16 protein-coding genes and 4 pseudogenes are annotated in these 25,698 nt (G+C 34.2%); 1 reads left to right on the forward strand and 19 read right to left on the reverse strand.

All coding sequences use genetic code 11. The features are described from left to right. Positions 1-221 precede the first annotated feature (221 nt). From MKY70_RS16710 to MKY70_RS16775, 14 genes and pseudogenes are all read right to left on the reverse strand, one after another. Positions 222-416: pseudogene (locus MKY70_RS16710) on the reverse strand (alpha/beta hydrolase); the annotation flags it as partial. 42 nt (positions 417-458) lie between these two features. After that, positions 459-773 (reverse strand): annotated as a pseudogene (locus tag MKY70_RS16715) (BBE domain-containing protein); the annotation flags it as partial. A gap of 165 nt (positions 774-938) precedes the next feature. Beyond that, complete coding sequence (locus tag MKY70_RS16720; protein WP_088030848.1) at positions 939-2,768, reverse strand: FtsX-like permease family protein; 1,830 nt, start codon at positions 2,766-2,768, stop codon at positions 939-941. A 16-nt stretch (positions 2,769-2,784) separates the two neighbouring features. Further along, complete coding sequence (locus tag MKY70_RS16725) at positions 2,785-3,546, reverse strand: ABC transporter ATP-binding protein (protein WP_088030847.1); 762 nt, start codon at positions 3,544-3,546, stop codon at positions 2,785-2,787. A gap of 250 nt (positions 3,547-3,796) precedes the next feature. Then, a complete protein-coding gene (locus tag MKY70_RS16730) occupies positions 3,797-4,873 on the reverse strand; it encodes a HAMP domain-containing sensor histidine kinase (protein WP_341025289.1) in 1,077 nt (358 codons plus the stop codon). Beyond that, positions 4,870-5,556 (reverse strand): response regulator transcription factor, encoded by a 687-nt coding sequence (locus MKY70_RS16735; protein ID WP_088030845.1) that lies wholly within the window; start codon positions 5,554-5,556, stop codon positions 4,870-4,872. The genes MKY70_RS16730 and MKY70_RS16735 overlap by 4 nt, the downstream gene beginning before the upstream one ends. Positions 5,557-6,219: 663 nt before the next feature. Further along, complete coding sequence (locus MKY70_RS16740; protein ID WP_341074536.1) at positions 6,220-6,957, reverse strand: lipoprotein BA_5634 family protein; 738 nt, start codon at positions 6,955-6,957, stop codon at positions 6,220-6,222. Positions 6,958-6,989: 32 nt separating this feature from the next. Continuing rightward, positions 6,990-8,960 carry an ABC transporter permease gene (locus tag MKY70_RS16745; RefSeq protein ID WP_341025294.1) on the reverse strand — a complete coding sequence of 657 codons (1,971 nt, stop codon included), beginning with the start codon at positions 8,958-8,960 and terminating at the stop codon, positions 6,990-6,992. After that, complete coding sequence (locus MKY70_RS16750) at positions 8,935-9,705, reverse strand: ABC transporter ATP-binding protein (RefSeq protein WP_088030871.1); 771 nt, start codon at positions 9,703-9,705, stop codon at positions 8,935-8,937. The genes MKY70_RS16745 and MKY70_RS16750 overlap by 26 nt, the downstream gene beginning before the upstream one ends. 142 nt (positions 9,706-9,847) lie before the next feature. After that, positions 9,848-10,834 (reverse strand): sensor histidine kinase, encoded by a 987-nt coding sequence (locus tag MKY70_RS16755; RefSeq protein WP_341025296.1) that lies wholly within the window; start codon positions 10,832-10,834, stop codon positions 9,848-9,850. Continuing rightward, entirely contained in the window at positions 10,834-11,538 is a 705-nt protein-coding gene (locus MKY70_RS16760; protein WP_341025297.1) for a response regulator transcription factor, read from the reverse strand. The genes MKY70_RS16755 and MKY70_RS16760 overlap by 1 nt, the downstream gene beginning before the upstream one ends. Before the next feature lie 271 nt (positions 11,539-11,809). Beyond that, positions 11,810-12,759, reverse strand: a pseudogene (bla, locus tag MKY70_RS16765) (class A beta-lactamase). A gap of 571 nt (positions 12,760-13,330) precedes the next feature. Continuing rightward, positions 13,331-16,528, reverse strand: coding sequence for a bifunctional P-450/NADPH--P450 reductase (cypD, locus tag MKY70_RS16770; RefSeq protein ID WP_341025299.1), 3,198 nt, complete (start codon positions 16,526-16,528; stop codon positions 13,331-13,333). Positions 16,529-17,082: 554 nt separating this feature from the next. After that, positions 17,083-18,561, reverse strand: coding sequence for an MDR family MFS transporter (locus MKY70_RS16775; protein ID WP_341074537.1), 1,479 nt, complete (start codon positions 18,559-18,561; stop codon positions 17,083-17,085). Between the two features lie 528 nt (positions 18,562-19,089). On the opposite strand from MKY70_RS16775, the gene MKY70_RS16780 reads away from it, so the two are divergent. Then, complete coding sequence (locus tag MKY70_RS16780; RefSeq protein WP_341025301.1) at positions 19,090-19,698, forward strand: hypothetical protein; 609 nt, start codon at positions 19,090-19,092, stop codon at positions 19,696-19,698. A 616-nt stretch (positions 19,699-20,314) separates the two neighbouring features. On the opposite strand, the gene MKY70_RS16785 is transcribed toward MKY70_RS16780, so the two are convergent. The 5 genes and pseudogenes from MKY70_RS16785 to MKY70_RS16805 form a co-directional block, all read right to left on the reverse strand. After that, positions 20,315-20,944, reverse strand: a complete 630-nt coding sequence (locus MKY70_RS16785; protein WP_328012164.1) for a class I SAM-dependent methyltransferase — start codon at positions 20,942-20,944, stop codon at positions 20,315-20,317. Between the two features lie 129 nt (positions 20,945-21,073). Further along, entirely contained in the window at positions 21,074-22,069 is a 996-nt protein-coding gene (locus MKY70_RS16790; RefSeq protein WP_088030836.1) for a D-cysteine desulfhydrase, read from the reverse strand. Then, positions 22,056-22,319: a hypothetical protein gene (locus MKY70_RS16795; protein WP_113709891.1), complete on the reverse strand. Its 264-nt coding sequence runs from the start codon at positions 22,317-22,319 to the stop codon at positions 22,056-22,058. The genes MKY70_RS16790 and MKY70_RS16795 overlap by 14 nt, the downstream gene beginning before the upstream one ends. Before the next feature lie 21 nt (positions 22,320-22,340). After that, a complete protein-coding gene (locus tag MKY70_RS16800; protein ID WP_088030834.1) occupies positions 22,341-23,579 on the reverse strand; it encodes a DUF4073 domain-containing protein in 1,239 nt (412 codons plus the stop codon). 196 nt (positions 23,580-23,775) lie between these two features. Next, positions 23,776-25,316, reverse strand: a pseudogene (locus tag MKY70_RS16805) (serine hydrolase domain-containing protein). Positions 25,317-25,698: the final 382 nt, after the last annotated feature.

Consider the following 25,698-nt stretch of genomic DNA (forward strand, 5'->3'; position numbering starts at 1 on the left):
GCTATTGTTGTCTATATTGGAATTACACGTCTTTATTATTGCTATACGGAAGACAGTTTCAGGTCTTTTCATCTGATAATTATTCCTTTCTAATTCGAAATAATTATCTCGTAATTTCTCCACCTACAGAACTATTTTCATGTGAGCATTCCTCTAAGCCAAATGCCCCTAATTCACTAGCTGTCTCTGAAAATAGCTATTTAAAAATATAGTTGCTAATTTCATTTCGATCTTCCTTGCACCCAAATAGCAATATCATTTATAACATACTCAGGGATATTAGCAGGACTATAATATTCATCAGGTTTACTTGACTCTCCATCTCCTTCTGTAAAGAAGTGATTTAACTTTGGATATAGTCGATAATCAATGTTATCTCGCTCTTTTAATTGTTCTTTCCAAAAAGGATTATCTATCATTCTTTATAAATTGCAAAATTTAAGGCCGACAAAGGATTTCTATTTTTTATAAACAGGTGGAATGCTTTGTGGAAAATTGAAAATATCTTCTGGTTCGTATTTAGCCTTCACTTGAGTCAATCGTTTGCAGTTTTCACCATAATATAAATCTGACCAATCTTTCATTGAGAGATCAGGTGTGTTAACATAGACACCTTTTGTAAAAGGAATCAACGCGTGACGAAAAGCTTCTACCCAACGAATCCCTTGTGCAGCTCCCTCAGGTTTTTCCCAAGTGGAAAATAACACCATATTCATTAGAGCTTTTCGATAAAAATAAGCAGTTGCTTCCTCTGGTACTGCAGAAACAGTGCCCCTTCTTAGATAAAAGATAAATTTTTAATTTAAAATCTAAAATAACTAGTTTATGGACCGTAGTGCTCGTCCATCTATTATTTCTAAATTTCTTGTACCCATTCAGTATAAGCAATAAAACGGGGGCCGATTATGTTGATACTTCGTATAAATAACATCATTACATTAATCTTTTTTCGGGAGTACAATTCCTTTATATAATTGAACTGTAATCAAGTAATAAATCGAGTAAATTACTACAAAAATAACAAGTGGTAACCAAATACGAAAGTACGGATCGATTAAAAGAGATCCAAACATGTTCATACCAACTAATATGTGAGTAATCCCCACAATTGCTGGGAATAAGAATATGAAGAATAACTCTTTATAAATTGATTTTGTTAATAATTCTCGGCGGACACCAATTTTACGAAGCATTTGATAACGTGCTACATCTTTTGATGCTCCCGACAGAACTTTAAACATTAAACAACTTGCCATCATTGCTAAAAATGCAATTCCAACGAAAAAACCCATAAACATTAGTCCGCTGGCAAAATCACGACTCATAATATATGTTTGATACTTACTATCCAATTCTTCCACTTTCACATTTTTATATTTTGCTATCTGTAATTCATCAAGTTTTTTCCATTCTTTTATGTATGATCCAAAATCATCTGTTTTCCCCATAAACACAGTACTTTCTTTACCCTTCAACCCATCGTATATGTTTTGATCTACAATTTTTATTTCATAATCAGGATACAAATAATTTGGTTGGATCGTTCTGAAAGCCTGGATCCATTGTTTTGTATCTGTCTCTCCTTTAACTCGTTTTATTGAAAATGCACCAATTGGTATTTCCTCTGAAACTTTCTCCATTTTCATACCTTTTATGAAAGGGCGATTTTTCTCTACATCTTCTTTAAGATAATAAACATACTTATCATCCACTTTGTAATGATATTCAAGCTTTTCTTGAAATAAGATACTACCCAAAATTGTCTTTTCTTCCGCAGTTGGATTATGAATGACTGAATCGTAAATTTGTATTTGATCTGTCATTTTTAGGATATTGTTTTTAAATGCCATACCACAAGCAATTCCACCAGCACCAAGAGCCACTAAGATTGCTACTGTTGCAAGCACATTTGTTAGACCATTAATGCGGAAATTTAATTGTGCAAAAGTAAAAGCATTGAGGCCTTTTTCACTACGTTTTTTATTACTCTTTAGCTTGTTAATCATAACTGGGAGAAGTGATCCAAATATAAGGTAAGTACCAACGGTTGCTGTGATTAATCCAACGGCCATTAATCCCAAAGCAATTAGCGGATTTGCATATGACATATAAATCAGTGATGCATAACCAATACCTAATAAAAGAATACCAAGGAATGCAATTACAACTGTCATTTTTCCTTTTATGGCAACACGTTCTGTTTGTTCATCTGCATGTACAAGTTGCAGTACAGAAATACGAGATAATTTAATACTATTCATAATTGCAGATAATACAAAGAGTGCAAAGAAGAAGACGCAAGTAATAGTTATAGATGGCAGATAAAATGCTTTATAACCTTCGCCAGCAAACTCGAGTTCTTTCATTAATAGCTGACCGATACCTTCTGCAAGTCCTACACCAATTGTAATTCCAATCAAAAGAGATGTGGCACCTAATATGATTGTTTCAATGAACATTAGTAAGGTAACTTTATGCTTTTTTGCTCCTAACATCATATACATACCAAACTCTTTTTGACGAAGAGCTGATAAGAAAGAGTTTGCATATAAAATATAGAAAAATGTGATAACCGCTAACAAAAAGGAACCAATTTTAAAGACAGACACAATATCCCTAATAGAAGAGTTAGATTCAAGGAACGTTTTATTGGATGCTAGCGTTTGAAACATATAAAAAGTTGAAATAGAGACAATAAGACCAACAAGTAAAACAATGTAATCTTGGAATTTACTTTTTAGGCCTGACATAGAAAGCTTAAATAACATGATTGAACTTCCTTCCTTACGCTTTTTGTGTGCCTAAGTTTGCAAGCACGTCTAAAATTTCTTTATAGAATTCTTCACGGGTACCACCGCGATGAATTTCTTTATATAACTCACCATCTTGAATGAATAAAATACGCTGACAGTAACTTGCGCTGTAAGGATCATGCGTAACCATCATAATGGATACACCTTGCTCTTTATTTAAGCTTGTCATGGCATCAAGTAAACTCGTTGCATTTTTAGAATCTAGAGCTCCAGTCGGCTCGTCTCCCAAAATAATTGCTGGTTCATGAACTAACGCACGTGCTGCTGCGGAACGTTGCTTTTGTCCACCAGATACTTCAGAAGGGTACTTTTGAAGTATAGCTGTAATGCCTAACATATCAGCTACTTTTTCTACTTGCTTTCCAATATTACGAGATGAAACACCTTGAAGTGAAAGTGGAAGTGCGATATTTTCATAGATAGATAAATTCTCTAATAAGTTGAAGTCTTGGAAAATGAATCCTAATTTTTGCGAACGGAAATCAGAAAGCTCACCTTGTTTCATTTTCGTTATATCCGTACCTGCAATTTGAACAATGCCGCCCGTTGCTGTGTCTAACGTTGAAATTACATTTAATAATGTTGTTTTACCAGAACCAGAAGGCCCCATAATACCAACAAACTCTCCCTCTTGAATTGAGAATGATACACCTTTTAACGCGTGTGATTGATTCTCACCTTTTTTACCGTATAATTTTTGAATGTTTTTTACATCTACAACTGGTTTTATCATTTATATCCTCCTACGTTTTTTTTATTTCATTACAATTAGCTACTATGTTTGTTTACTACTAACAAAATAGTCATGTTACATCCACCCTGAAGCTACAATGAAATCTTTCCTTCTATCTTCTTTGCTCACCTCATCACTTTGAATACACCCATGATAAACTATGAAAATTAGGAAACACCCCGTAAAATCCTTAAGAATTCTTAAGTTTTATAAAAAAAAAGCTTATGGAACCTGTAGTTCCATAAGCTTTCTATCTAATTGGATGTTCAACAATAAAGGACATCCAGCCATCTTTATATTCTGCATGTATATTACCATGATGAAGTTCAACAATTCTTTTTGAGATAGCAAGTCCCAGTCCATTTCCTTGATCATTTTTTCTTGCCTTATCACCCCTGAAAAATCTTTCAAACAATTTATTAGGGTCGCTAACAGGCGGCCTCTCGACTTTATTTGATACTTTCAAAATTGCTTTGTTATCTATTAGTTCAAGACATACGGATAATTCGGATGGTTTCATGCTGTACTTTATCGCATTCATAAACAGATTTTCATATACACGTACCATTTTTTCTGCATCTATGAAGATAGGTATTGTTTCTTGTGTGATTGATTTTTGAACGATTAAGCTTTCCTTTTCAAATATAGGAATGTATTCTCCAACTATTTGCTCCAACAAACCTGATAAATCAACTTCATTAAGATTTAACTTAGCATCTATGCCTGATAAACGAGTATATTCAAACAGCTCATCAATTAAATATTTCAGTCTCTGTGACTTTGAATAAGTAGTTTCAAGGTATTCCTGTAATTGTGTTTTACTGTTGTATTGCCCTCTTTTTAATAAATCTATATAGCCAATAATAGATGTTAACGGTGTGCGTAAGTCATGAGATACATTAGTTATAAGTTCATTTTTTGTACGTTCTAATCGTCTTTCTTGTTCAAATGTATTTTCCAATTCCTTGGACATATAGTTGATATTTTGAGCAAGTTGGGTCAATTCGTCCTTCCCCTTAATCCCAATTGTCAAACCCAGTTTTCCATTTGCAATATCATTCACACTATCCGAAATAAGCTTCAAAAAAACTATTTTCTTTCGAACCAATAATAAAAAAATTATTATAAAGTTAAAGATTGCGAACGCGAATAAGAACAACAATGCCAAATTGAATTCAAACATACCAAATTCTTCGTGTTTTTTAAATAATGGATCTATGACGTATGCCAAAATGAGGATTGTTAAACCAAATGAAATAAAAAAACTAACTGCTACAGCACCAAGAAGTTTTATAATGATCTTATTTCTAAAACTAACATTCTTCATATTTTATATCCAATTCCCCAAACAGTTTTAATATAAATGGGATGTTTAGAATCTTCTTCAATTTTGTCTCTTATTTTTGTAATATGCACCATGACGGTATTGTCTGATTTATAAAAAACCTCTTTCCAAACTGCTTCATATATTTTCGCTACACTCAGGACAATGCCTTTGTTGCGGGCAAGTAGTTCGAGAATAGCAAACTCTTTTGGAGTTAACCTTGTTTCTTTTCCTCTTACCCATACTTGACAAGTATCTGTATTCACGGTTAAGTCACCAATTTCTAGAATGCTTTTATTATGTTCTATTGACGTATTGTATTTTTTAAACCTTCTTAATTGGGATTTTACCCTAGCGATTAATTCTAGTGGGTTAAACGGTTTTGATAAATAATCATCTGCACCAGAGGCTAGACCCTGAATTTTGTCTATATCCTCAGATTTTGCAGATAGCATAATGATAGGCATATTACGATCTTCCCTAATCTTCATACAAACTTCAATACCATCCATATTTGGCATCATAATATCTAAAATAATAAGATCAAATTCCTTTTCTTCTAACAGTTGTAAAGCTTCCATAGCATCTTCAGCTTTTTGAGTTTTCAGACCTTCATTTTCCAAATAAACAGAGATAAGATTTCTAATCTCTTTATCATCATCAACAATAAGAATTTTTGACTCCATATTATTCCTCCACATTTTTTATCGTATTGAACAACTAAAGGTATAAGCAGGTGAAACATTTCTAACTTCTCTTTATTGTAAACTTGCAAACAGAAGACAAGAATAAACATAATCAATATTATTATCTTAATATACTGTTCAATTTTCACTGCTAATCTATATACAAATAACAAGTTTCCTTCTTCTTTAAATTTTGCTTTAAATAATAAATAAAATTCCTTGTTATTTTCCGCTAATAAAATAATAGTCTTGAGATTGCTTCTTTTAATTAATTTTTCTATGAATGCACCTGTACTTGGCCCATATTTTACAATGTAAAATTCAATGTATCAAGTTTGAACACTAAGTTTTTGGATTACATTTAATAGACAATCTAAGTAATAAATTTGTTCCACTATAAGATGAGGAAGAAATTTGAGTTTGTATAGTAACGGAGCAGAAACGTTAATAGGGCTACAGCAACGAAAAATGGAATTTGATAAAAAATCTAATCTTAGCTTGATAGACATGTAATACCATCAGCATTTTTGGAACATTACCATGCTAAGCAAAAAACCTCACTTTTCATCTTTTTTCAGATAAGAAGTGAGGTTTTTCGTTTTGGTTTATTTATTTTTCTTAACTTGATGGTGGCCGATTTCTACCCATATAGACGTAATTTTTTTACTTTTCTTTAATATTTACAAAATTGACGGCTCCTTTTTCCTGAGTACCTAAAGCCGTATTCACTTTATTTATTTCCTTACTTAATTCTGGTGCTTTCCCTTGATTGACTAAATTAAGATTCCCAAAAGATTTATTAAAAGATAGAATTTGTCTAGTTTTTTCTTGCCCATTTATTTCTTTAAATAATGTATCATCTACAATTAATAGGATTATGTTGGATCCACCACGATGTGGAGATAGCCATACATCCCCTTTATATTGAACATTCATTTTTTTCTCATCAAATGTTAGTTCTTTCAAGTCTTTATATTCTTTATTTGCAAATAAGATAGTTTCATCTTTTTCTATTTTTGGTAACGAATTAATAGAGACTGATGATGTAAGCCCCTCGTTATTATCTCTTTCACGTATGAGCCCTTTTTTATTCATTTGCTCAGCAGTCGTTCTACTTATAAATAATAAATTACTAGTAGCGCTATCACCTCCAAAATTAGTCGGGAGCTTAATTTCAAGCTTGTTATTATCTATAGTCCCTTCTTTTAATTGATATAAGTCTTGCGAGGTTGTTATATCTTTGTACAAGTCTATTATAGAGTTTCTTGCTTGTTCGTTTATCTCTCCTACTTCTATTGAAATTCCATTTGCCGGAGAGTCTTTTGCACCAAATAATGAACATCCTCCTAACATGGTAATCGAAATACTAGCTACTATTAATAATCCAATTCTTTTTTTCAATCTTTATTCTCCTTCTTTTATTTATATTTGAATTAAAAAATCTTTTTATACATTTTTTTCAAGTATTGAGATCGAACAAAGTAAAAGTATATAATTTGCATAACTAAGAAACAAATCAATACCATAATTGAACTACCCAAGACTGAAAAATCGGCTAAATTTTGTAGGGCCATAAAAGCAACCGCACTATGTGCAATAGCAATTATAATTGGTAAAAAGAATAAAAGTGCAAGTTGACGTGACACAATTTTCTTTAATTCAGGTTTACTTAAACCAACTTTTGCTATCATTTTATATTGCTGCTGATTTCGTTCTAAGTCTGTGTATAATCGGAAATATAAAAAGCTTGCAGCAAACGTAAAGAAAACAATTCCTATTAATACACTCATGATGGATGCAAGTCCAAAACCTTGTTTCATCACAATCCATGTAGATATTAATGAAGAAAATTTATATTGTTCGTTGTATAATACAGGCTCATGTATACCTTCATTATCTTTTTGAAGAGTAGTCACGATTTTTTCAGCAACTTTTTTCGTTTTCTCCCAATCCTTCACAATAAAACCAGTAATGGTGGATTCACCATGGTAATTCTCTGGATCCACTATCATTTGGTTATATACAGCGTCTGGTACAATAATTATGGTGACGGTTGTATCTTGTAGTTCTTTCGGAGTTAGTATTTTATCTACATGCATATCTTTTTTTATATTTTCATGCAACAATTGAAAGTCATTTTGATTAGATTTTGTATTAGTGACTTTTTTTGAAGGAATGACAAAACTACTATTTTGATCTTTTAAGCTTTCTTTTTCAAAATCAAATGATTCTGCTAACCTATTGTAATCACTTATTTTTATAACGCTTAATAATACATTGCTGTTATAAAGGGTATCTGGAATTTGTTTTATGGAATAAGCTACTTGTTTGAATTTAAACCCACCATTATTGAGTTCGCTTTCTATTCTTTTTAAATGCTCTTTTTCTAAAGGATTATTATTATAAGACTTATAAGAAAATGCAAAGGGACTATTTGATTCAGCCATGGATGAGTTACCTAATCCCATACAAGTTCCCACTGCAGTGAAGGCAACAGCAGATATAATAGTGACCATAAAAAACATTTTTGCATTATCTTTTAATTGATACACTAAATCTGAGATGGTGAGTATGTTTGTTTTCTTAAAGAAAATATTTTCCCTTTTCTTTAATACACGTAACACATACACACTGAGCTGTGTAAATAAGAAGTACGTTCCAAGTACAACAAAGCTCACCCCTGTCGCCATCATGAATAACACATATTTTACATCCTTGTAATGAATTGCGTTAACACTATGGAAAACAGCTGTATATCCTAATCCAATACAAATAAGCGCAAATAAAGATAGCCAAAAGGATGCTTTTGGTTCAGGCTTTGGCTTTTCTTCTGCTTTTATCAATTCTACTAATTGCTTTACATTCACTAGTCGAGAAGTGAAAAGTGAAATAAATAAAAATAGTAAGAAGAATGCTCCAAATGTTATCCCAATTGCTTTAAATGGCATGTAAAATGGGAGTCCTTTATCAATCATTAGCAGATTGTTGCTCATAATTAAGATAAACTTAGAGAACGCCATTCCAATTGTAATTCCTGTTAAAATAGAAGCAATTCCAATTATTATATTTTCAATAAATACTAATTTATTCAACTGTGAACGTGACATCCCATGTAGCATTAGAATTCCAAAATCTTTTTTTCTTGTTTTTAAAAATGCACTTACAGAATATAGGATAAAGAAGAATGAGAAGAAAAATATTAACCCCTGCGATATCTGTAATCCTGACTTTGCAAATGTATTGATTGTTACACTAGTAGCAAGATCGCCTTGTAAATTAGGATGAAATGCAAGTAAAGCATAAGTAAAGAAAATCATAATAGCAAACGTACTACTTAAAAAATGGGCCAAATATGTTCTTTTACTTCGAATGATGTTATTAAACGCGAACTGTCGAAAAGTCATTTGCATTTCCTCCTAATAATGCTAAAACCTCTAGAATTTTTTGATAGAATACTTTGCGATTATCTCCACAATAAATCTCATTGTATAACTGTCCATCTTTGATAAACACAATCCGATCACAATAACTTGCAGCCATTGCATCATGTGTCACTAACATCATCGTTGTGCTATTTTCTTTATTAAGCTTCGTCAATAATGCCATCACATCACTAGCAGATTTTGAATCCAGATTTCCTGTAGGCTCATCCGCAAGTAATAATTTCGGATTATGAATAGTAGCACGTGCGATTGCAGTTCTTTGTGCCTGCCCACCAGAAATTTCATACGTACGTTTATCTAATATTTCAGTTATCCCTAGTTTTTCAGCAATAGCTTCCACTTTACCTTCCATTTCTCTAGGGCTTACACCATCAAGCGTAAGTGGAAGAACAATATTTTCTTTCACTGTCAATGTATTAAGGAGATTAAATGATTGAAAAACAAACCCTAATTCACGTCTTCGAAATAAAGACAACTGATCTGGGGATAACAGATATGGATTTTCTCCATGAATTAATACTTCTCCTGATGTTGGAGCATCTATAGTAGAAACCATATTTAATAGCGTTGTTTTACCACTCCCAGATGGTCCCATAATTCCTACAAATTCACCTTTGTTTATTTTTAAATCAATATGGGATAATGCTGTATAAGAAATTTTCCCAGGATAAACCTTCCCTAAATCTGAAACATGTAGTATCTCCACAAGTATTTCACCTTCCATTTCTCTTTTCGATACATGAAGTGTAACCTATATATAGTATGTCTCATATCGATTTCCCTAACAGTTATCTAACAAGTTTGTAAGATTCAAAAGAAAAACCGATGAAAAGTATACCTTTCATCGGTTAACGAGATGCATACGGGAATATGATTCTAACTTTTGTTCCCTTACCTACCTCAGATTCTAGCTCAATCTTATGATTTAATTTTTCACATACTTCTTTAACAAGATATAATCCCATTCCCGTAGACTCTTTAAATTTCCTACCATTTTCTCCAGTATAAAATGGATTGAAAACACGTGGTAAATCAGCAGTAGGAATACCAACCCCATGATCTTTTACTTCCAAAATAATTGCTCGTCCTTTTGAACACGCCGATACTATTACTTTTTCTTGCTTACTTGATGAATATTTAATTGCATTTAACAGTACTTGATTGAGTATAAATCGAAACCATTTCTTATCTGTTTCTACAATAAGATTCGGATCTACTTTTACCTCTGGATACACATAACTACGTATAAATAGACGTTTATTTTCATGAATAGCAGAATCAATCATTTCCAATAACTGCAATCTGTCCACATGAAAATCCTGTTCAAATGTTTCTAAACGAGCAACATATAAGACCATTTCTAATCCTTTTTTGATTCTTTCCGTTTCTTCATTAATACTGTCAAATCGAGAGTCATCTGCATCTTGTGTAATTAACTCAATAACAGAAAGAGGTGTTTTCATTTGATGAACCCATTGATTCATAAAAATCATTTGTTCTTGTTGTTTTCGTTCCCATTTTTTTAATTGGTTTTGATAATATTGATATTGAGTTTGTAGTAATGTTTCTAAGGCCATTGATAAGGGAGTCAAATCACTATCTTTTATTGATTCATTTAAAGCTTCCATTGGTGTTGATAGACGCTTGTAGAATGCACGATGACTATAATAGCGATATATTAAATAACCCATTAATAAAAAAACACCCAAAAATACAGAATATAATGCTGTCAAAATATGTGGATAACCATCAAACCAATATATAAAAAGAATGATAAGCAATTGGGAAAATGTATAACAAATGAGTGGAATATGTTCTTGTAAAAATAATTTCATTATTCCTTTCCTTCCTTCTCCCAAGTAGCATGCAAACGATATCCAGCACCACGAACTGTCTCCAGTGCATTTTCAATACCTAAATCTTGCAGTTTCCTTCTAATTCTACCTATATTTACACTCAATGTATTTTCGTCTATATATGAACTATCCCATAGTTGTTCTAAAATCACTTCACGTTTTACAAGGAGCGGTGACTTTGTTATCAATATTTCTAATAAAGTTGTTTCTTTTCTAGTAAGTAAAATTGTCTTATCATTTAGTTGAAGTTCCATTCTTTCTGGGAACAGGACTAACCCTGATTGCTCAACTATTCGTTCTTTTACTTTAGGAGCATATTCACCGTATGCTCTTCTGAGTTGACTACGGATTTTAGACATTACAACTTCATAATAAAAAGGTTTCGTAATATAATCATCACCACCATTCTCTAAAGCCATAACTTGATCCATCTCTCCACTCCTTGCAGATAGAAATACAATTGGACAAGTAGAAATAGCTCGTATTTGGCGACACCAATAATAACCATCAAAATTTGGTAAATTTACATCTAATAGCACTAAATCTGGTTTTATCTCTTGAAATATTTCTAAGATATTTTCAAAATCCTCTATAATAACACTTTGGTATCCATATTTTTTTATATGAGTTCCCAGTAATTCAGCAATTTTCATATCATCTTCTACAATCATGATTGTATTCATAACGTACTCTCCTTTAATTTAGGCGCAATTTTTAAAGTTCATTTACTATTTAATATTTTACTTATGTAAAAAAGATGATATCTTACCTACCCTCTCAAATGCAATAAGTATCCAATAAAGCGTATATTTACTGTTACTTAATTAATAAATTCAATAGGGATTGTTTCTATCTTTTTTCTTTACTTAAGTCGATTCCTTTTAAAATACACAAAAAGACCGTCACAGTTTTGTGACGGAAAAACGGGGAAATTTTAATAACTAATTACTATTATTATTTATTTGTCGCTTTTAAAGCATCTAACGCTATTTTGGTTGCTTCTGCAATAAGCTTATCATCATATTTAGCATCCTCTTTATCATGATTAGAAAGTATCGCAAGAACAATTGGCTTTTTATTTGGTGGCCAAATAATTGCGATATCATTTCTGGTTCCATAAGATCCCGAGCCAGTCTTATCAGCTACTTCCCATCCTCCTGGAACTCCAGCACGAATTAAGTTGTCTCCCGTAGTATTCCTTTTCATCCAATCTATTAATAAATCCCGTTTCTCAGTTGAAAGTACATCTCCTAGCGCAAAAGCCTGAAGACTAGTAGCTAATGCCTTTGGGGTACTAGTATCATGGGCGTCTCCTGGATGCACTTCGTTTAATTCTGGTTCAAAACGTTCAGGATTTGTAACGGTATCTCCTACTTCTCTCAGTGATTTTTTGAATTCACTAGGTCCACCTAATTGTTTAAGAATAAGATTTTGTGCAGTATTATCACTATATCGAAGGGAAGCATCTGCAAGCTCTTTCAGAGTCATACCTGTATCAACATACTTTTCTGTAATTGGATTGTAATTAACAAGATCTTGACGAGTATACAAAACTCTTTGATTTAGATCTTCTATTGATTTCTTTTGTAAAAGTACTCCCACAGCTAAAGCTTTGTGGGTCGATGCGTATGCAAACCGTTTATCTGATTGATACGTAACGGTTTGATTCGTATCAGTGTCCAATGCATAAATACCGAGTTTAGCATCAAATTCTTTTTCAAGTTTAGCAAAAGAATCATTACCAATATTTTCTTGTTTGATTTGATTTGTTTGTTTCGTTTGTTTAGGGATTCAGATTGAGTATTACTATCGGAACAGCCTATAAGCGTTGCACATGAAAGAAATAATACAGGTACCATCTTTTTGTAATGTAAAATGTTAAAAAACTTGTTTAAGACTATCATACATTTTCAACCTCTTTCAAGAATATATGGTTTTTGTCTAGGTGTTATACATATCGATACAATTAAAGAGTGTATCGGATATCAATCTTCTTGCATCTCACTTTTCATAAAATGAGCGAACTATCATGAACACCTGTTTTATACGTATACTTAATAGACAACCTAAGTAACAAGTTTGTTCCATCTAATTGTCAAATGAATTACCTATTATTTTTCGACGGCAAAATTCATTCCATAGGCTATAGAAGGTATACCTAATTTGATAAATTCCCCCCAGCGATTTGACACTGTGCTAAAAACTGTTTAGCCAGTGCGCAAAGTTTTATATTATAAATTTCAAATCGTGTCAAGAAATTGATTAACACCGTGCCCTTCAAGCTAAGATTATATAGCTTTGGTTTCATATAAGATTTTTTCTTTTTCTACAATATCAGTCCAGCTTATTAAAAAACAGGAAAATCCCGTATTCCATAAAAAATACGGGATTTTTATAAATAAGTTTATTTTTTAAAGTAACACTTAGTCGAAAGAAGTTCATTAGTTAAGTATTACTTATCTAATTAAGAATACTTTATATTCCAGTCCAAACATCTTTTCCGTATCGCCCTTCATCTTGCACACGATCCAACCAATTCCTTGCTTCTTGTTCACTGACTTCATGAATTTCTTGATATGCTTGACAAAGGGTATCTTCTACATCCGGAGCCATTTTACTTCCATCACCACATATATAAAGATGAGCTCCATTATCTAATAACGAAATTAAATTGGTTCTATCTTGTTTTATTAAATGCTGTACATATGTTTTCGGATTTCCTTCTAGGCGAGAAAAAGCTGTGTGTAAAGAAATCAATCCATCTCTTTCATCATTTTCTAGTTCTGTACGATAGAGATAATCCTTTTCAGGATGACGGCAACCAAAATATAAATGCGCTTGTCCTAAGTTAATACCTTTTTGCTTTTGAACACGACGCGCTTGTAAGAATCCACGGAATGGTGCAATTCCAGTACCTGGCCCAACCATAATAATTGGTGTTTCTGGATTTTCAGGTAATTGAAAGCTTGATTGTGGCGTTCGAATGAAACAGATAATCTCATCTTTATTATGACGCTGAGCTAAATAATTAGAAGCGACTCCTTCATATGTCCCTTCCCCACTCCATGCAGGCGCATTAACAACACCAACCGTAATGCTCAGACGATCCTGTGCAACGAGTGGAGAGCTTGAAATAGAATAGTAACGCGGTTTGAGCGCAGGAAGAAGTTCTAAAAAGCGTTCAAATCGGATTTCACAAGCCTCATACTTTTCAAGAAGATCCAACATTGAAATACGTTTTTTTAATATTTGTTCATGATAAACTCCCTCTTCCAATAATGATTCCAATTCCTTTTTATGAGGAGGACATACTGTGAATGTCACCATTTCTCGTATTTGTGCCCGAGTGGCTGCTTCTTGAACTTCGATACTATAACTAAGAAGGTCAAATAAACTAACAGGACTGTCTAAAGGTATGTGATTTACACTGCGCCCACTTGCGCTCAGTATGACTTGATCCTTCCCGTTTAATCCAAAGCGTTTTAAAATTCGGTTGACATTTTTCTGGCTATTAATTGGCAGCACCCCAAGGTGGTCTCCTTCTTGATACGTAGCGCCTTCTGGCAAGGATATCTCAATATGTCGCGTGCTTCTATCACTGCTGGATGATTGGAGTTCACGATTTTCCAATATAGATGCATAAACTGCTTCATATGTTCGCGCAAGAGGAGATCCTCCAAGACGACTGACAAATTGTAGACTCAAAGTACTGCGCTCTTTTTCCATATTTTTATTGAGTTCCAATCCAAATGCCTTCATCGCATCAGACCACATGCTTTGTTTCCATTGCTCGAGTTGTTCCTCGAAATCACCACTTGCATCCGCTTCTCCGCGTTTAGAAAATCTTGTTGCTCCTTTTTGAGCCATTTGCTCATCAATGTATCTTGGAATCCGCTGATAAGTACTAGCCCAATTATGATCTCCACAACCAAAAACTGCGTATTGAACACCTTTTAGCTCATCCGGCTTTAATTCCACCAACCACTGCACAAACTGCCCTGCATTACTTGGTGGCTTTCCATTATAAGAAGAAGTTACAATAAGAACCGCTCCTTCTTTTGGCAGACTTCCAATTCGATCGTTAAGAGCTACTACTTCCGTTTGAACACCTTCTAAACTAGCTGTATCTGCTAGTTCTCTTGCAATACCTTCTGCTACCCCTGTATCCGAGCCATACAGAACAAGAAGCGAAAGATTATCGGCTCCAATAATAGAAGGAGTCTTCTGAACTTGCTGCTTGATTTCATGAGTTTTCAGCTTCTCCTCTATAGGTGCAAGAACAGTAGGATGGCTGATAGTTTGATTTCGGGGTAGAATCCTAATCTTAAAATCACCGGGCTTTAGCGTTAATGTTTGTTTTACGTCCAGCTGATAGTTTTGATAATCGATTAATTCAAAATGTTGAAGAAGCATTCCCATTACGAGAGTGGCTTCATGAAGTGCAAACTGCATACCGATACATGCTCGTTGACCATTTCCAAATGGCTTATAAGCATGATGAGGAACCTTATCCGGCTCTTCAAATCGTTCAGGTTGAAATTCTTCCACATTGTCTCCCCATGCGTCTTTATCCCTATGTAGCTGTGGAATAAGAACAGAAATACGATCTTCTCCTTTCTTAATTGGGTATTTCCCACCAATCACTGTATCTTCTTTTGCATAGAGACTGAATGCTGGAGCAGTAGGCCATAGACGTAGCGATTCATTTAAAATCATCCGGATATACTTAAGTTCCATAACTTGTTGGTATGTTGGAGTAGGATCTGTCAAAACCCGATCTACTTCTTCATAGGCTTTTTTCAACTTATCCGGATTCTTTAATAAAAAATAGATTGCAAAAGATAACAATCCGCTTGTTGTCTCATGCCCAGCTATTAAAAAAGTGATAATTTGAAAACGAATATTTTCATCATCTAATTTTTCACCAGTTTCCGGATCCTGCACATTTAACATACGGGAAAGTAAATCATTTTCTTCCTGATTTCCATTCCTTTTACGTTCAGCAATAATATTATCTACTAAAGAAAACATGGATTGAATATCATGCTGAAATTGACGTTTCGTTCTCCACATGAGTTTATCTTCTATATCCAGTCGCTGTAATTGGTGCATCGCCTCATCTAGAGCACGGCTCATGCTAGTGATAAAAGGATGAGATGTTTCACGATAAAAGCTATTAAATCGGTAATTAAAACCACATAGACCAATTGTATCCAATGTAAGGCGGGTCATATCCTCCGGAACATCCACATTTTCATTTGGATTAAGTCGTGCCCATTTTTGAACGAGTTGTACGGCAATATCAACCATCATGGCATGGTAATCTTTCATTGCCCGTTGGCTGAATGTAGGCATCAAAATATTATGAGCTTTTTTCCAGTTAGGCTCGTGAGTCTCACTTGTAAATAATCCGTCCCCAGCAAAAGCACGAACCTTTGCTAAAGCACCCTCTATACTTTTATCGAACCGTGTTTCGTCACAGACTTCTGCTACCAGTTCATGTCCGGAAACAACAATTATGGCATCACTTAGAGTTTGAATTCGAAAAATGGGACCATACTCTTCCGCCAGTTTGATAAACGATAGAGTCGGTTTATTTTTATCGATTAATGGGAGATTCCCCAGCGGTCCATATGTTTTCGGCTGAGGAATGGCAGATACTTTTTTTTCCATTAAAAACACCCTTTCAAAAAAGCATGAAATAAAATATCCCATTCAATAAAGAGGAGATAGCAATTAATCGCCTGGGATAAAGATATGTAATTGATTACCTTATTTTATCTTTTCCCTAACTATTCATGATTATGATATTGCTTATAAAGTTGGTAATCTAAGTTGTTTGTTGGCATTAGATTTATAACTTGCAGAAAAAATACTAACTTAAAATGAAGCGAATTATTAACGTTTATGAGAAATTGCAAACGGATGTCATCTCTTGTATTTGTTTATAAAACGCTCATTTTGATTAATTTTCTACTAAAACACCTCAAAATAAAGAAGGTGACGAGCTTAAGATTGTAGTATTCGAAAAATCAGTAGTTTAGTTAAACCAATACGATAAGCAAGTATACCGTGTTACTAATGAAAGAGGACCTGATATGAACATCAGGTCCTCTTTCACTATATAATTATTTCACTGCTTCTTTTAGTTCTTTTCCAGCTTTAAATACCGGCGCCTTAGCAGCAAAAAAACTTGTAGGAATCATTATCTAGAGTTTTATTTTTCCCTACCGATTTAACCTCTCGACAGCTTCCGCGCTTGTATCTACACGTTTAACGAAAAAAACTAATAGTAGTGCAACAACGTTCATGCCAAGCGCTACATAGAATGAATATTGAATTCCAGATAATAAAGCCTTCTGAGTTACTATTGCCTTCGTAGCTTCTGTGAAGGTTGTTGGATCTACATCAGACATTAGACTTTCAGCTTTTGTTGTTGTTACAGAATTCATAATCGTAACAAGAATAGCAGTACCAATCGAACCAGACACTTGTTGAGCTGTATTATTAACAGCCGTACCGTGCGGATTTAAGCGAGTTGGCAATTGATTAAGGCCATTTGTCATAAGCGGCATCATCACCATCGCCATCCCAAACATCCGCAGTGTGTAAATAAGAATAATATGTGTGTGACTAGAGTCGATTTGCAGGTTTGCCAACATATAAGTTGAAACAGCTGTAATGGAAAGTCCTACTATGCCAAGAATCCGAGGGCCATATTTATCAAATAGTTTACCTGTTATTGGTGACATAACCCCCATTATTACCGCACCTGGAAGCATCATCAGCCCAGAGTTCAGCGGCGAAATGCCACGGACGTTTTGTACATAAGCTGGTGTTAAAATCATACCCGAAAACATGGCCACCGCGTTGACAATTGCAATTACAGACGCAAGTGCAAACATTGGGTACTTGTAAACACGTAAATCCAATAACGGTTCATTCATTTTTAATTGACGGACAATGAAAGTAATTAGGGCAATAGAGCCTATGATTAAAGTTGTTAAGACAACTTTATCCGTCCAACCATCTGAGCTTGCAGAACTGAACCCATATAACAAACCGCCAAAACCGATAGAAGATAATAGTAATGAGAGATAATCAAGTTTTGCATTTTTGTTTTGTTTCATGACATTCTCAGATTTCCAAATCCCTAACAGTAAGCTAATAATCGCTAACGGTAAAATCATTTCAAAAAGCAAACGCCAGTCATAATACTCTACAATATAACCTGATAGTGTCGGTCCAATTGCTGGAGCTGTAATCATAACTAATCCAAAAATCCCCATTGCTGTTCCCCGTTTTTCTCTTGGGAAGCTTACTAGCATAATATTCATTAACAAAGGCCCCATGACTGAAGAACCTGCTGCTTGAACCATCCGGCCAGTAAGTAATAAACCAAAGTTCGGCGCTAAAGCCGCTAAGGCAGTACCAAGAATAAAAATCACCATAGATGTAATAAATAAGCTCCTATTTGAGAAGCGGGTTATTAAAAATGCTGATGCCGGAATTAATATACCACTTACAAGCATATACCCTGTAGAAAGCCACTGGATCGTTGAATAATCTTTAATATCTAAATCCTTCATTATTGATGGCAAGGCTACATTTAAAAGCGAGTTATTTAGAAATGAAACAAATGCCCCAATAAAAAGGATTACAAGCATTAAATATGGTGGTTTTCTTATATGTAATGTTTCACTCATATATTTATTTGCTCCTTCATTATAAATTTCATTGATTAGTTTAAATCATTTGCATATCTGTACATGAATACATTATCCTTGCAGTATTTTGCCAAACTCTTCGAATGGATATTCTCTTTTTAGCAATTCCATTTGCTCAACATAACATTTTAAAATCTTTTTTATTGATTAAACCTTTATAAACATTTAAATAAGATTTTGAATGAATATATAAACACGTTTGTTAACGGAAATTAAATTAGGCCTGAAATAAACAAAAGGAGCAACTGAAAATCCTCTTCTAAAATAAAGTGAAACTTTAATCAGTGGGGCTTTTACAGGCAGCCCAACCCCCATCTAACTTCTTTGCTTTCGCTGAATTTTGAGGCGGGGGTCTTACTGCCCACAAATATCGGGATAAATCAACAAGACCACGCACCCATTCCTTTAAATACGGGCTTGTAGATCTAGTTATGTAACTATCCATAAAAAAGAATATTACATAGGCTAAGTCTAACATTACATTTTTAAAGTGAGGGGAATAAGCGTATGCACCAATATTGGTATTTGAATTCAAAGGGAAACGGGGAACAATATAATAACCAAATTTCAATGGCATCATTATATTCACAGCTCCAAATAACTAAAGCTGAAGGAATGAATGGTTTGAAGATTCCTGGGAATTGGAGTTATCGAGTCTATCCAGTTGGTTGGGATTCATCAGCCGATTATACGGGTTTCAATCCCCAGCCCTCCCCCTTTTCTTGGGGCCAGCCAAACAATTATGCGGGGATGATGCCCCAAGGACATCCTGCTAATTGGGCTCCATTATCAGGCCATGCAGGTTCAGGTTTCAATTTTCAAAAACCCCCCTTCCCTTGGGCTCAACCATTCAATCATACAGGGATGTTCGCACAAGGGCATCTTGCCGCTTTACTATCGCCGCCAGCCAAGGCTTTTAACTTTAGTACCAATAACTCGGGTGTTTTTGGAAACCCTCCAGGATGGGGAGGACAGGTAAGTCCCATGGGATGGTGGAATAACGGAGGTAACGGTCAGGCAGGAATGCTTGGAAACTTACTTACAGTAGGAAAAGGCACCATGAATGGAATAGGAATGCTTAGTAGTCTAATCGGTATGGGGAAGTTCTTCTTTTAGTTAATTAGAACGGGAGGATAGGTCCATAGCCCAGACTTAAGAATCATTTCCTTTTCCATTGATTTAATCTTCTCAAACATGCCCCCTCAATGTATTTATTGTATGCTTCCAATACTCCCTCCAAGTTCGTTTCCTCGTCTTTCAAATTATAAAAACATCTGTTACCTTGTATCTGATAAGGGATAGTTGAAGGTGATTGCATCTGTTAGCTTAATAGAGATGTGGTCGCACCAACAAAACGCGAATTTCGTACGCTAAGATTCTTTCAACATAAAGATTGTTGATAACTTGTACGTGTCAGTAACACCATCTAGCTGTAGAGTGCCCAAAAAAAGTGAAGCAAACAAAATATTAATCTCTTTCTCCCTATTTTAGAAAGAGTTGGAGTAGATTACGTAGTTCCTTTCGCATATTTCATAGTAACTTTTGCTGTTATAGCAATTATATTAGCGGTTATCTCATTTTGTAGTCGTACCGAAAAGAAAATTTTATCTATCATCGGTTTAACCTTTACGTTATTTAATACAGCAATTATTTTATTTTCCCTTTGGTTCGGTTACCATTTCACGTAAAATAAAAATTAGTGAATATCTCACTATTTTTCACACAATTGTAATTATAGTGTTTTTTGACATTTGATCATTATAAATTTAAATGGAGGTTTACTTGCCATATTTTTATGTGGCTCCACAATTTCCGTAGTTTCCATCAGTCCATATTTTCCAAAGTCTTGTTGTACCGAGTCAACATCATAAAAATACATTTTTACCCCTTCCATTATCTCGAAGTAGTCTTTACCAAGTTGTTTCCCCTTCCCAAACATTGGGGCATCTTTAGAAATAGTAGTAAAAATCATATATCCGTTTGGTTTTAACTGACTATAACAATCTTTAATAAACTTCTCTCTCTCATCCTTATTCAACAAATGAATAAGTGCATAAGAAAATATGCCATCATACAGTTTGTTATCAAAAGGCATATCCGTAACTGAACCATGGAATAAATTGGCATTAATTTCATTTTCCCTCGCCAATTCGATCGCTGTTTTTGAAATTTCAATACCTGTTACATGTATTTCGTTATCAATAAAAACCTTTGCATTTCTTCCATATCCAATACCAGGAATCAATATATCCTTCACTTTCTTTTCAAGGAAAAAATCCTTCGTCAAAATTGCGGAATCTGCAGCTTCAAATCCCCACATCATTTGATTTTCTATAAAACTTGCTTCCCAAAATTCTGTCATACATCAATCTCCTTTATATATCGTTGTTTACCGTTGAATGTTGAAAACTCATCGCATATTCACGAAATTGTATCAAATTTCAACATTAATTCAAAACAAAAAGCATTGGATACCCAATGCTTTTTACACTTACGCAAATAGAGACGTATTCGCATATAAAGCTGGTGAACCACCTGAATGTACGAATAAAATGTTGTCTTCTTTAGTAAATTTTCCTTTTCTAATTAAATCAATTAATCCTGCTACTGCTTTACCTGTATAAACTGGGTCAAGTAAAATACCTTCAGTTTTCGCAAGTAACTGTACTGCTTCAACCATTTCTGGTGTTGGTAAAGCGTATCCTGGTCCTACATATTCATCAAAGCATGTAACTGCTTCGCGTGAAATAGAGTTTGGAATACCTACGTGAGCTGAAGTTTCATCTACAAGTTTTGCTACTTTCTCTTCTTGCTCAGCTTTTCCTCTACTTACGTTAATTCCGATTACAGGAATTTTGCTTTGCGTTCCGGAAAAACCAGTAATTAAACCAGCATGCATACCAGCGCTACCACTTACACAAACAACTGAACTGAAATCAATTCCTTGCTCGAATGATTGAGCCATAATTTCTTGCGCACAAGCAATGTAACCCATTGCGCCAGTAGGATTTGATCCACCAACTGGAATTACATATGGTGTATTACCTTTTTCACTTACTTCTTTCGCTACTTTATGCATCTCTTCCATAAGGTCTGTTCCGTTCGGCACAACAATTACATTTTCAGCACCTAATAAATGATATAAGAAATAGTTTCCATTAAAGTCTGGCTTTGCTTCTGGCTCAAGCCCTTCTTCTAACACAAGAATACATTTCATTTTCTCTTTTACCGCAGCTGCAAGTGTTAGACGGCAATGGTTGGACTGAATACCGCCAGCTGTAATTAACGTATCTGCACCCTTTTCCTGTGCATCCGCAACTAGAAACTCTAACTTTCTCGTCTTATTACCGCCAGCTGTTAAACCAAGTAAATCATCTCGTTTAAAATAAATAGTCGGCCCACCAAGTACTTCAGAAAAATTGTTTAATTTTTCAATTGGTGTATATGATTCTGTATATTTTTTTCTCGGAAATTTAGCTAAATTCATCAATAACGCTCCTTTTATACTCTTTCACAGTAAATGTAACCATACTATTATTACATGGAAAAATGATGAAGTCACCTTTCTGGATTAAAAATGTAGGGAATTTCGTTTCGGTGCATGAAATTGCATTAACGATTTTAACTTCAATACGGTACATGAAATTTATATCAGCGATTCTCAAATTATATCGACCGATACTTAAAATATATCGACTTGCCGATAAAAAACGACAAAATAAAAAGAGCCCACTCATTAAGAAGTAGGCCCTTACCAATCACTTATTTACCGAAAAACGAAGAAGCTGCGTTAATCCTGGCTCTAAATTCATTTCGCCTTTATGGCGTACGTATACAATTTTGTTCCCATCAAATTTTGGAGGATTCGCTTTATTGTACGTGTACCACTCATTCGTTCCTTCTACATTGTACTCCATATACTCTGTTGCACCAACGATTACGTTTTTACTATCATCAGCCGTTACATCTGGTGCCATTTGTGCAATTTTTGCATCACTAATTAATAAGTTCTTTATACCTTTATCACGTTTATAATCGTAAGCCGTTACGACAACATCGTTACCATATGCTTTCACTTGCAACCCTTGTTTAAAAGAAGATCCATCCGGAGCATGAATCTCGCCGCCATTTGGACCAGCTGATCTCCATCCTGTTTCAATGCCGCCCGTATTTACAACTGTAAATCCTTTTTCATCTCCGCCTGCAATTTTCTTTTTACCAGCCCAGTCTGGTAAATTTAAATCCCAGTGCGTATGGCTCGTGAAAAAGACAACTTGCGGGTAATCTTTTAATATATCGTACAATTTATCCACGTTTAAATAGTCATTTAAATACGGTGATTGTCTTGAACCAGATACAGAATCAGGTAAAACGTGGTGAGAAAAAATAAAAATCGGCTTATTTTTATCTTTTTGACTGTAGTCTTCTAAATTTTGTTTCAGCCAACCTAATTGTTCCTCACTTAAGTACACTTGATCTGACATTTTTGAATCATGGTACCTCATATATTTTTCTGTCCCTAAAAATAATAGTGGATAACCATCTAATTCTTTTTTATGGTACACCTTTTCTTGTCCGCTAAATTTCAAATATCGATTAAATAGCGTATCTTCTGCTACACCGTTTGGCCATGTACTTTGAGATAACTTTCCATCAGCTGTCCATTTCCCAGCGTAAAACTCATGGTTCCCAATAGCCGACCATACATTTTCCGGATGCTTATTTTTGTTTAACACACGCTTCACATCATCATATTGTGACTGCTGTCCTTCTGGCGTTATATCCCCATTCATAATAAGTGCTCTAGATAGCGGTGTCACTTTGTTCATATCTTTTAATACATGATCAAAATCCGATAAATCCCCTTGAATGTCACTAATTACATTAAACAACGTCGCTGTTTTTCGTGCTTGTGCTTGTTCTTTCCCCTCAGCATTTATCGAAAACGTTGGTAATAACACTGCCATAATGGCTAACGAAGCAACTATCTTTTTCATACAATTTCTCCCCCTAATAATAAAATGTATAAACTGACATGTTCTGCTTTCTCTTAGATGCTTGTCCAATTCACATTATAGGGAGGGATTGTAAAGATAGATGGAGTTAAAAGTTAAGTGTTTTTTAAGAGATTTTGTCGTTGTTTGCAAACCACAATTAGCGATTCACGCCAATCTAGCTTTCTAACCTTTAACATTACATAAATGTAAATTTTGATGTTAAATCTTTTAGTTTTATACGTTGTTTTTTATTACTTCTAATTTTCGGGAAAAATCCACTAATTAATAATGTTATAATCCATACCATTATTAGAATAAAATTTATTGTATTACCGGAATTCAAGCTGAAAACTCTCCACAAATAGGCAGCACAAAAAACGAGAATAGCAGTAATAATAAGTAAAAATGTCCTAACTACTAATCCGATGTAGGATTTCTTCTCTTGCTTAAAAATGAAAGTTCTTCTACTCTTGTACAATCTAATCACAAATAGCAGTAAATATACACTAAGTGTGGCTCCAATAACAATTGATGTAATGGAATTACTTTTTCTCTGCTCAGCTAGAGAGAAGTAACTTTCAGGTAATTTTCCAGTTTCATATTCCATCCATGCGTGGTAAATATCCTGTCGTAAGTCTATACCACCTTCACCATTTGTAAGGATTACCAATCCATCCTTTGTATTAGGAATGAAACCATAAAAAGAATGCCAGCCTCGATTGTCACCAGAATGATAAAGTAATTTCCATTGATTAGATAGTTTTTTTTCAAATATACCTAAACCATTCTCCCCTAATACTGGCTTTTGCATTTCCATAACACGTTCACTTTTGATGACACCATTCCCTTTATTATTTGTATCCATACTTGCAAGTATCAATGTCATCATATCCGTAACATTTGTCTTGAGACCTGCAGCAGCCTGTTCGGTAAATTGGTAACTAGGGAGCTCCTCTCCAAAATATCCATAAGCTTTCGCAAGGTTATGATTTTCAGGGCGTTGTAAGAATGAACTAGATTTCATTCCTAAAGGTTTCATAATTTGTTCTTCCATATAACGATCAAAAGGTATTCCGGTAACCTCTTCAATTACAAGTTGTAAAATTGTATATCCGCCACCAGAGTAAATTGTTTCTGAACCTGGTTTATTGGTAACCTCCACTTGTTCATTAAGCCATCCTTTTCCAGACAGAGACTCCTCGATAGAATTAAGATTTTTCCCTGGTGCAACCCCAAGGTATCCTTTATGTGCAGACAGTCCTGCTGTATGACTTAATAATCTTCTTATCGTGACTTCATTATTATTAAACTCTGAATTAGGTAATTTCCATTTGGTCAGATATTTTCCAACGGGATCATCTAGTGATAAACGACCTTCATCTACAAGATGCAAGATTCCCCACGCTGTAAGGCTTTTAGATATGGAACCAGCTTGAAACAAAGTGTCATCACTCACCGCTTTTTTTGTCTTTTTATCTACATAACCGTAGTTAAGTGTATAAGCAATACGCCCCTCATGTACAATCCCTATCGCAACCCCTGGTACCCCATAATTCTCCTGCCATTTTGGGACCTGTTCATCCAGCTTTTTTTTGAAATCCTCTATACTCCTATCAGTCAACGTGCCTGATTCTGCCCTCACCACATTTGTAAACCATGCTTCATTCGTAATGAATATACAAATCATTAAACATAAAATACTTTTGCATATTATCGATACTTTTTTCTATTCTTCATTTGCTCCACCCCTTTTTTTCAGAATATTCTACTCATCAATCAGAGTATCCCATTCTAATATCCCGTTCTATCGATTTTTATTACTTAACCTTACAAAATTGTAATAAAAATCAATATAACTAATTATTCAGGGGTTTTACTATCCTTTATCCGAGGGCAATGAATTTCATCAACAAGATAGACATGAAGTTATTTATTGTTTAAGTTAATGCCCCAAAAATACTAGTTTGGTGATCTAATAGCTATATTTCCACACTACAAAAATTTATAATAGAAAAGGTGAATTTTAGTTTTAATTAAAATTTGACCAAAGTATTGCTGCAAATATTTATTTTATAAAAAGAAGAAACCCACACATTTTGGATTCCTTAATTTTTTATGA

Source organism: Bacillus sp. FSL R9-9492 (genome assembly GCF_038007365.1).
Classification (GTDB): Bacteria; Bacillota; Bacilli; order Bacillales; family Bacillaceae_G; genus Bacillus_A; species Bacillus_A mycoides.

What these genes read in the sequence shown, in the direction of transcription:
- MKY70_RS16720 (WP_088030848.1), bottom strand. Translation starts at nt 2,768, where the DNA reads ATGTTATTTAAGCTTTCTATGTCAGGCCTAAAAAGTAAATTCCAAGAT.
- MKY70_RS16725 (WP_088030847.1), bottom strand. Translation starts at nt 3,546, where the DNA reads ATGATAAAACCAGTTGTAGATGTAAAAAACATTCAAAAATTATACGGT.
- MKY70_RS16730 (WP_341025289.1), bottom strand. Translation starts at nt 4,873, where the DNA reads ATGAAGAATGTTAGTTTTAGAAATAAGATCATTATAAAACTTCTTGGT.
- MKY70_RS16735 (WP_088030845.1), bottom strand. Translation starts at nt 5,556, where the DNA reads ATGGAGTCAAAAATTCTTATTGTTGATGATGATAAAGAGATTAGAAAT.
- MKY70_RS16745 (WP_341025294.1), bottom strand. Translation starts at nt 8,960, where the DNA reads ATGACTTTTCGACAGTTCGCGTTTAATAACATCATTCGAAGTAAAAGA.
- MKY70_RS16755 (WP_341025296.1), bottom strand. Translation starts at nt 10,834, where the DNA reads ATGAAATTATTTTTACAAGAACATATTCCACTCATTTGTTATACATTT.
- MKY70_RS16760 (WP_341025297.1), bottom strand. Translation starts at nt 11,538, where the DNA reads ATGAATACAATCATGATTGTAGAAGATGATATGAAAATTGCTGAATTA.
- cypD (WP_341025299.1), bottom strand. Translation starts at nt 16,528, where the DNA reads ATGGAAAAAAAAGTATCTGCCATTCCTCAGCCGAAAACATATGGACCG.
- MKY70_RS16775 (WP_341074537.1), bottom strand. Translation starts at nt 18,561, where the DNA reads ATGAGTGAAACATTACATATAAGAAAACCACCATATTTAATGCTTGTA.
- MKY70_RS16780 (WP_341025301.1), top strand. Translation starts at nt 19,090, where the DNA reads ATGCACCAATATTGGTATTTGAATTCAAAGGGAAACGGGGAACAATAT.
- MKY70_RS16785 (WP_328012164.1), bottom strand. Translation starts at nt 20,944, where the DNA reads ATGACAGAATTTTGGGAAGCAAGTTTTATAGAAAATCAAATGATGTGG.
- MKY70_RS16790 (WP_088030836.1), bottom strand. Translation starts at nt 22,069, where the DNA reads ATGAATTTAGCTAAATTTCCGAGAAAAAAATATACAGAATCATATACA.
- MKY70_RS16795 (WP_113709891.1), bottom strand. Translation starts at nt 22,319, where the DNA reads ATGAGTGGGCTCTTTTTATTTTGTCGTTTTTTATCGGCAAGTCGATAT.
- MKY70_RS16800 (WP_088030834.1), bottom strand. Translation starts at nt 23,579, where the DNA reads ATGAAAAAGATAGTTGCTTCGTTAGCCATTATGGCAGTGTTATTACCA.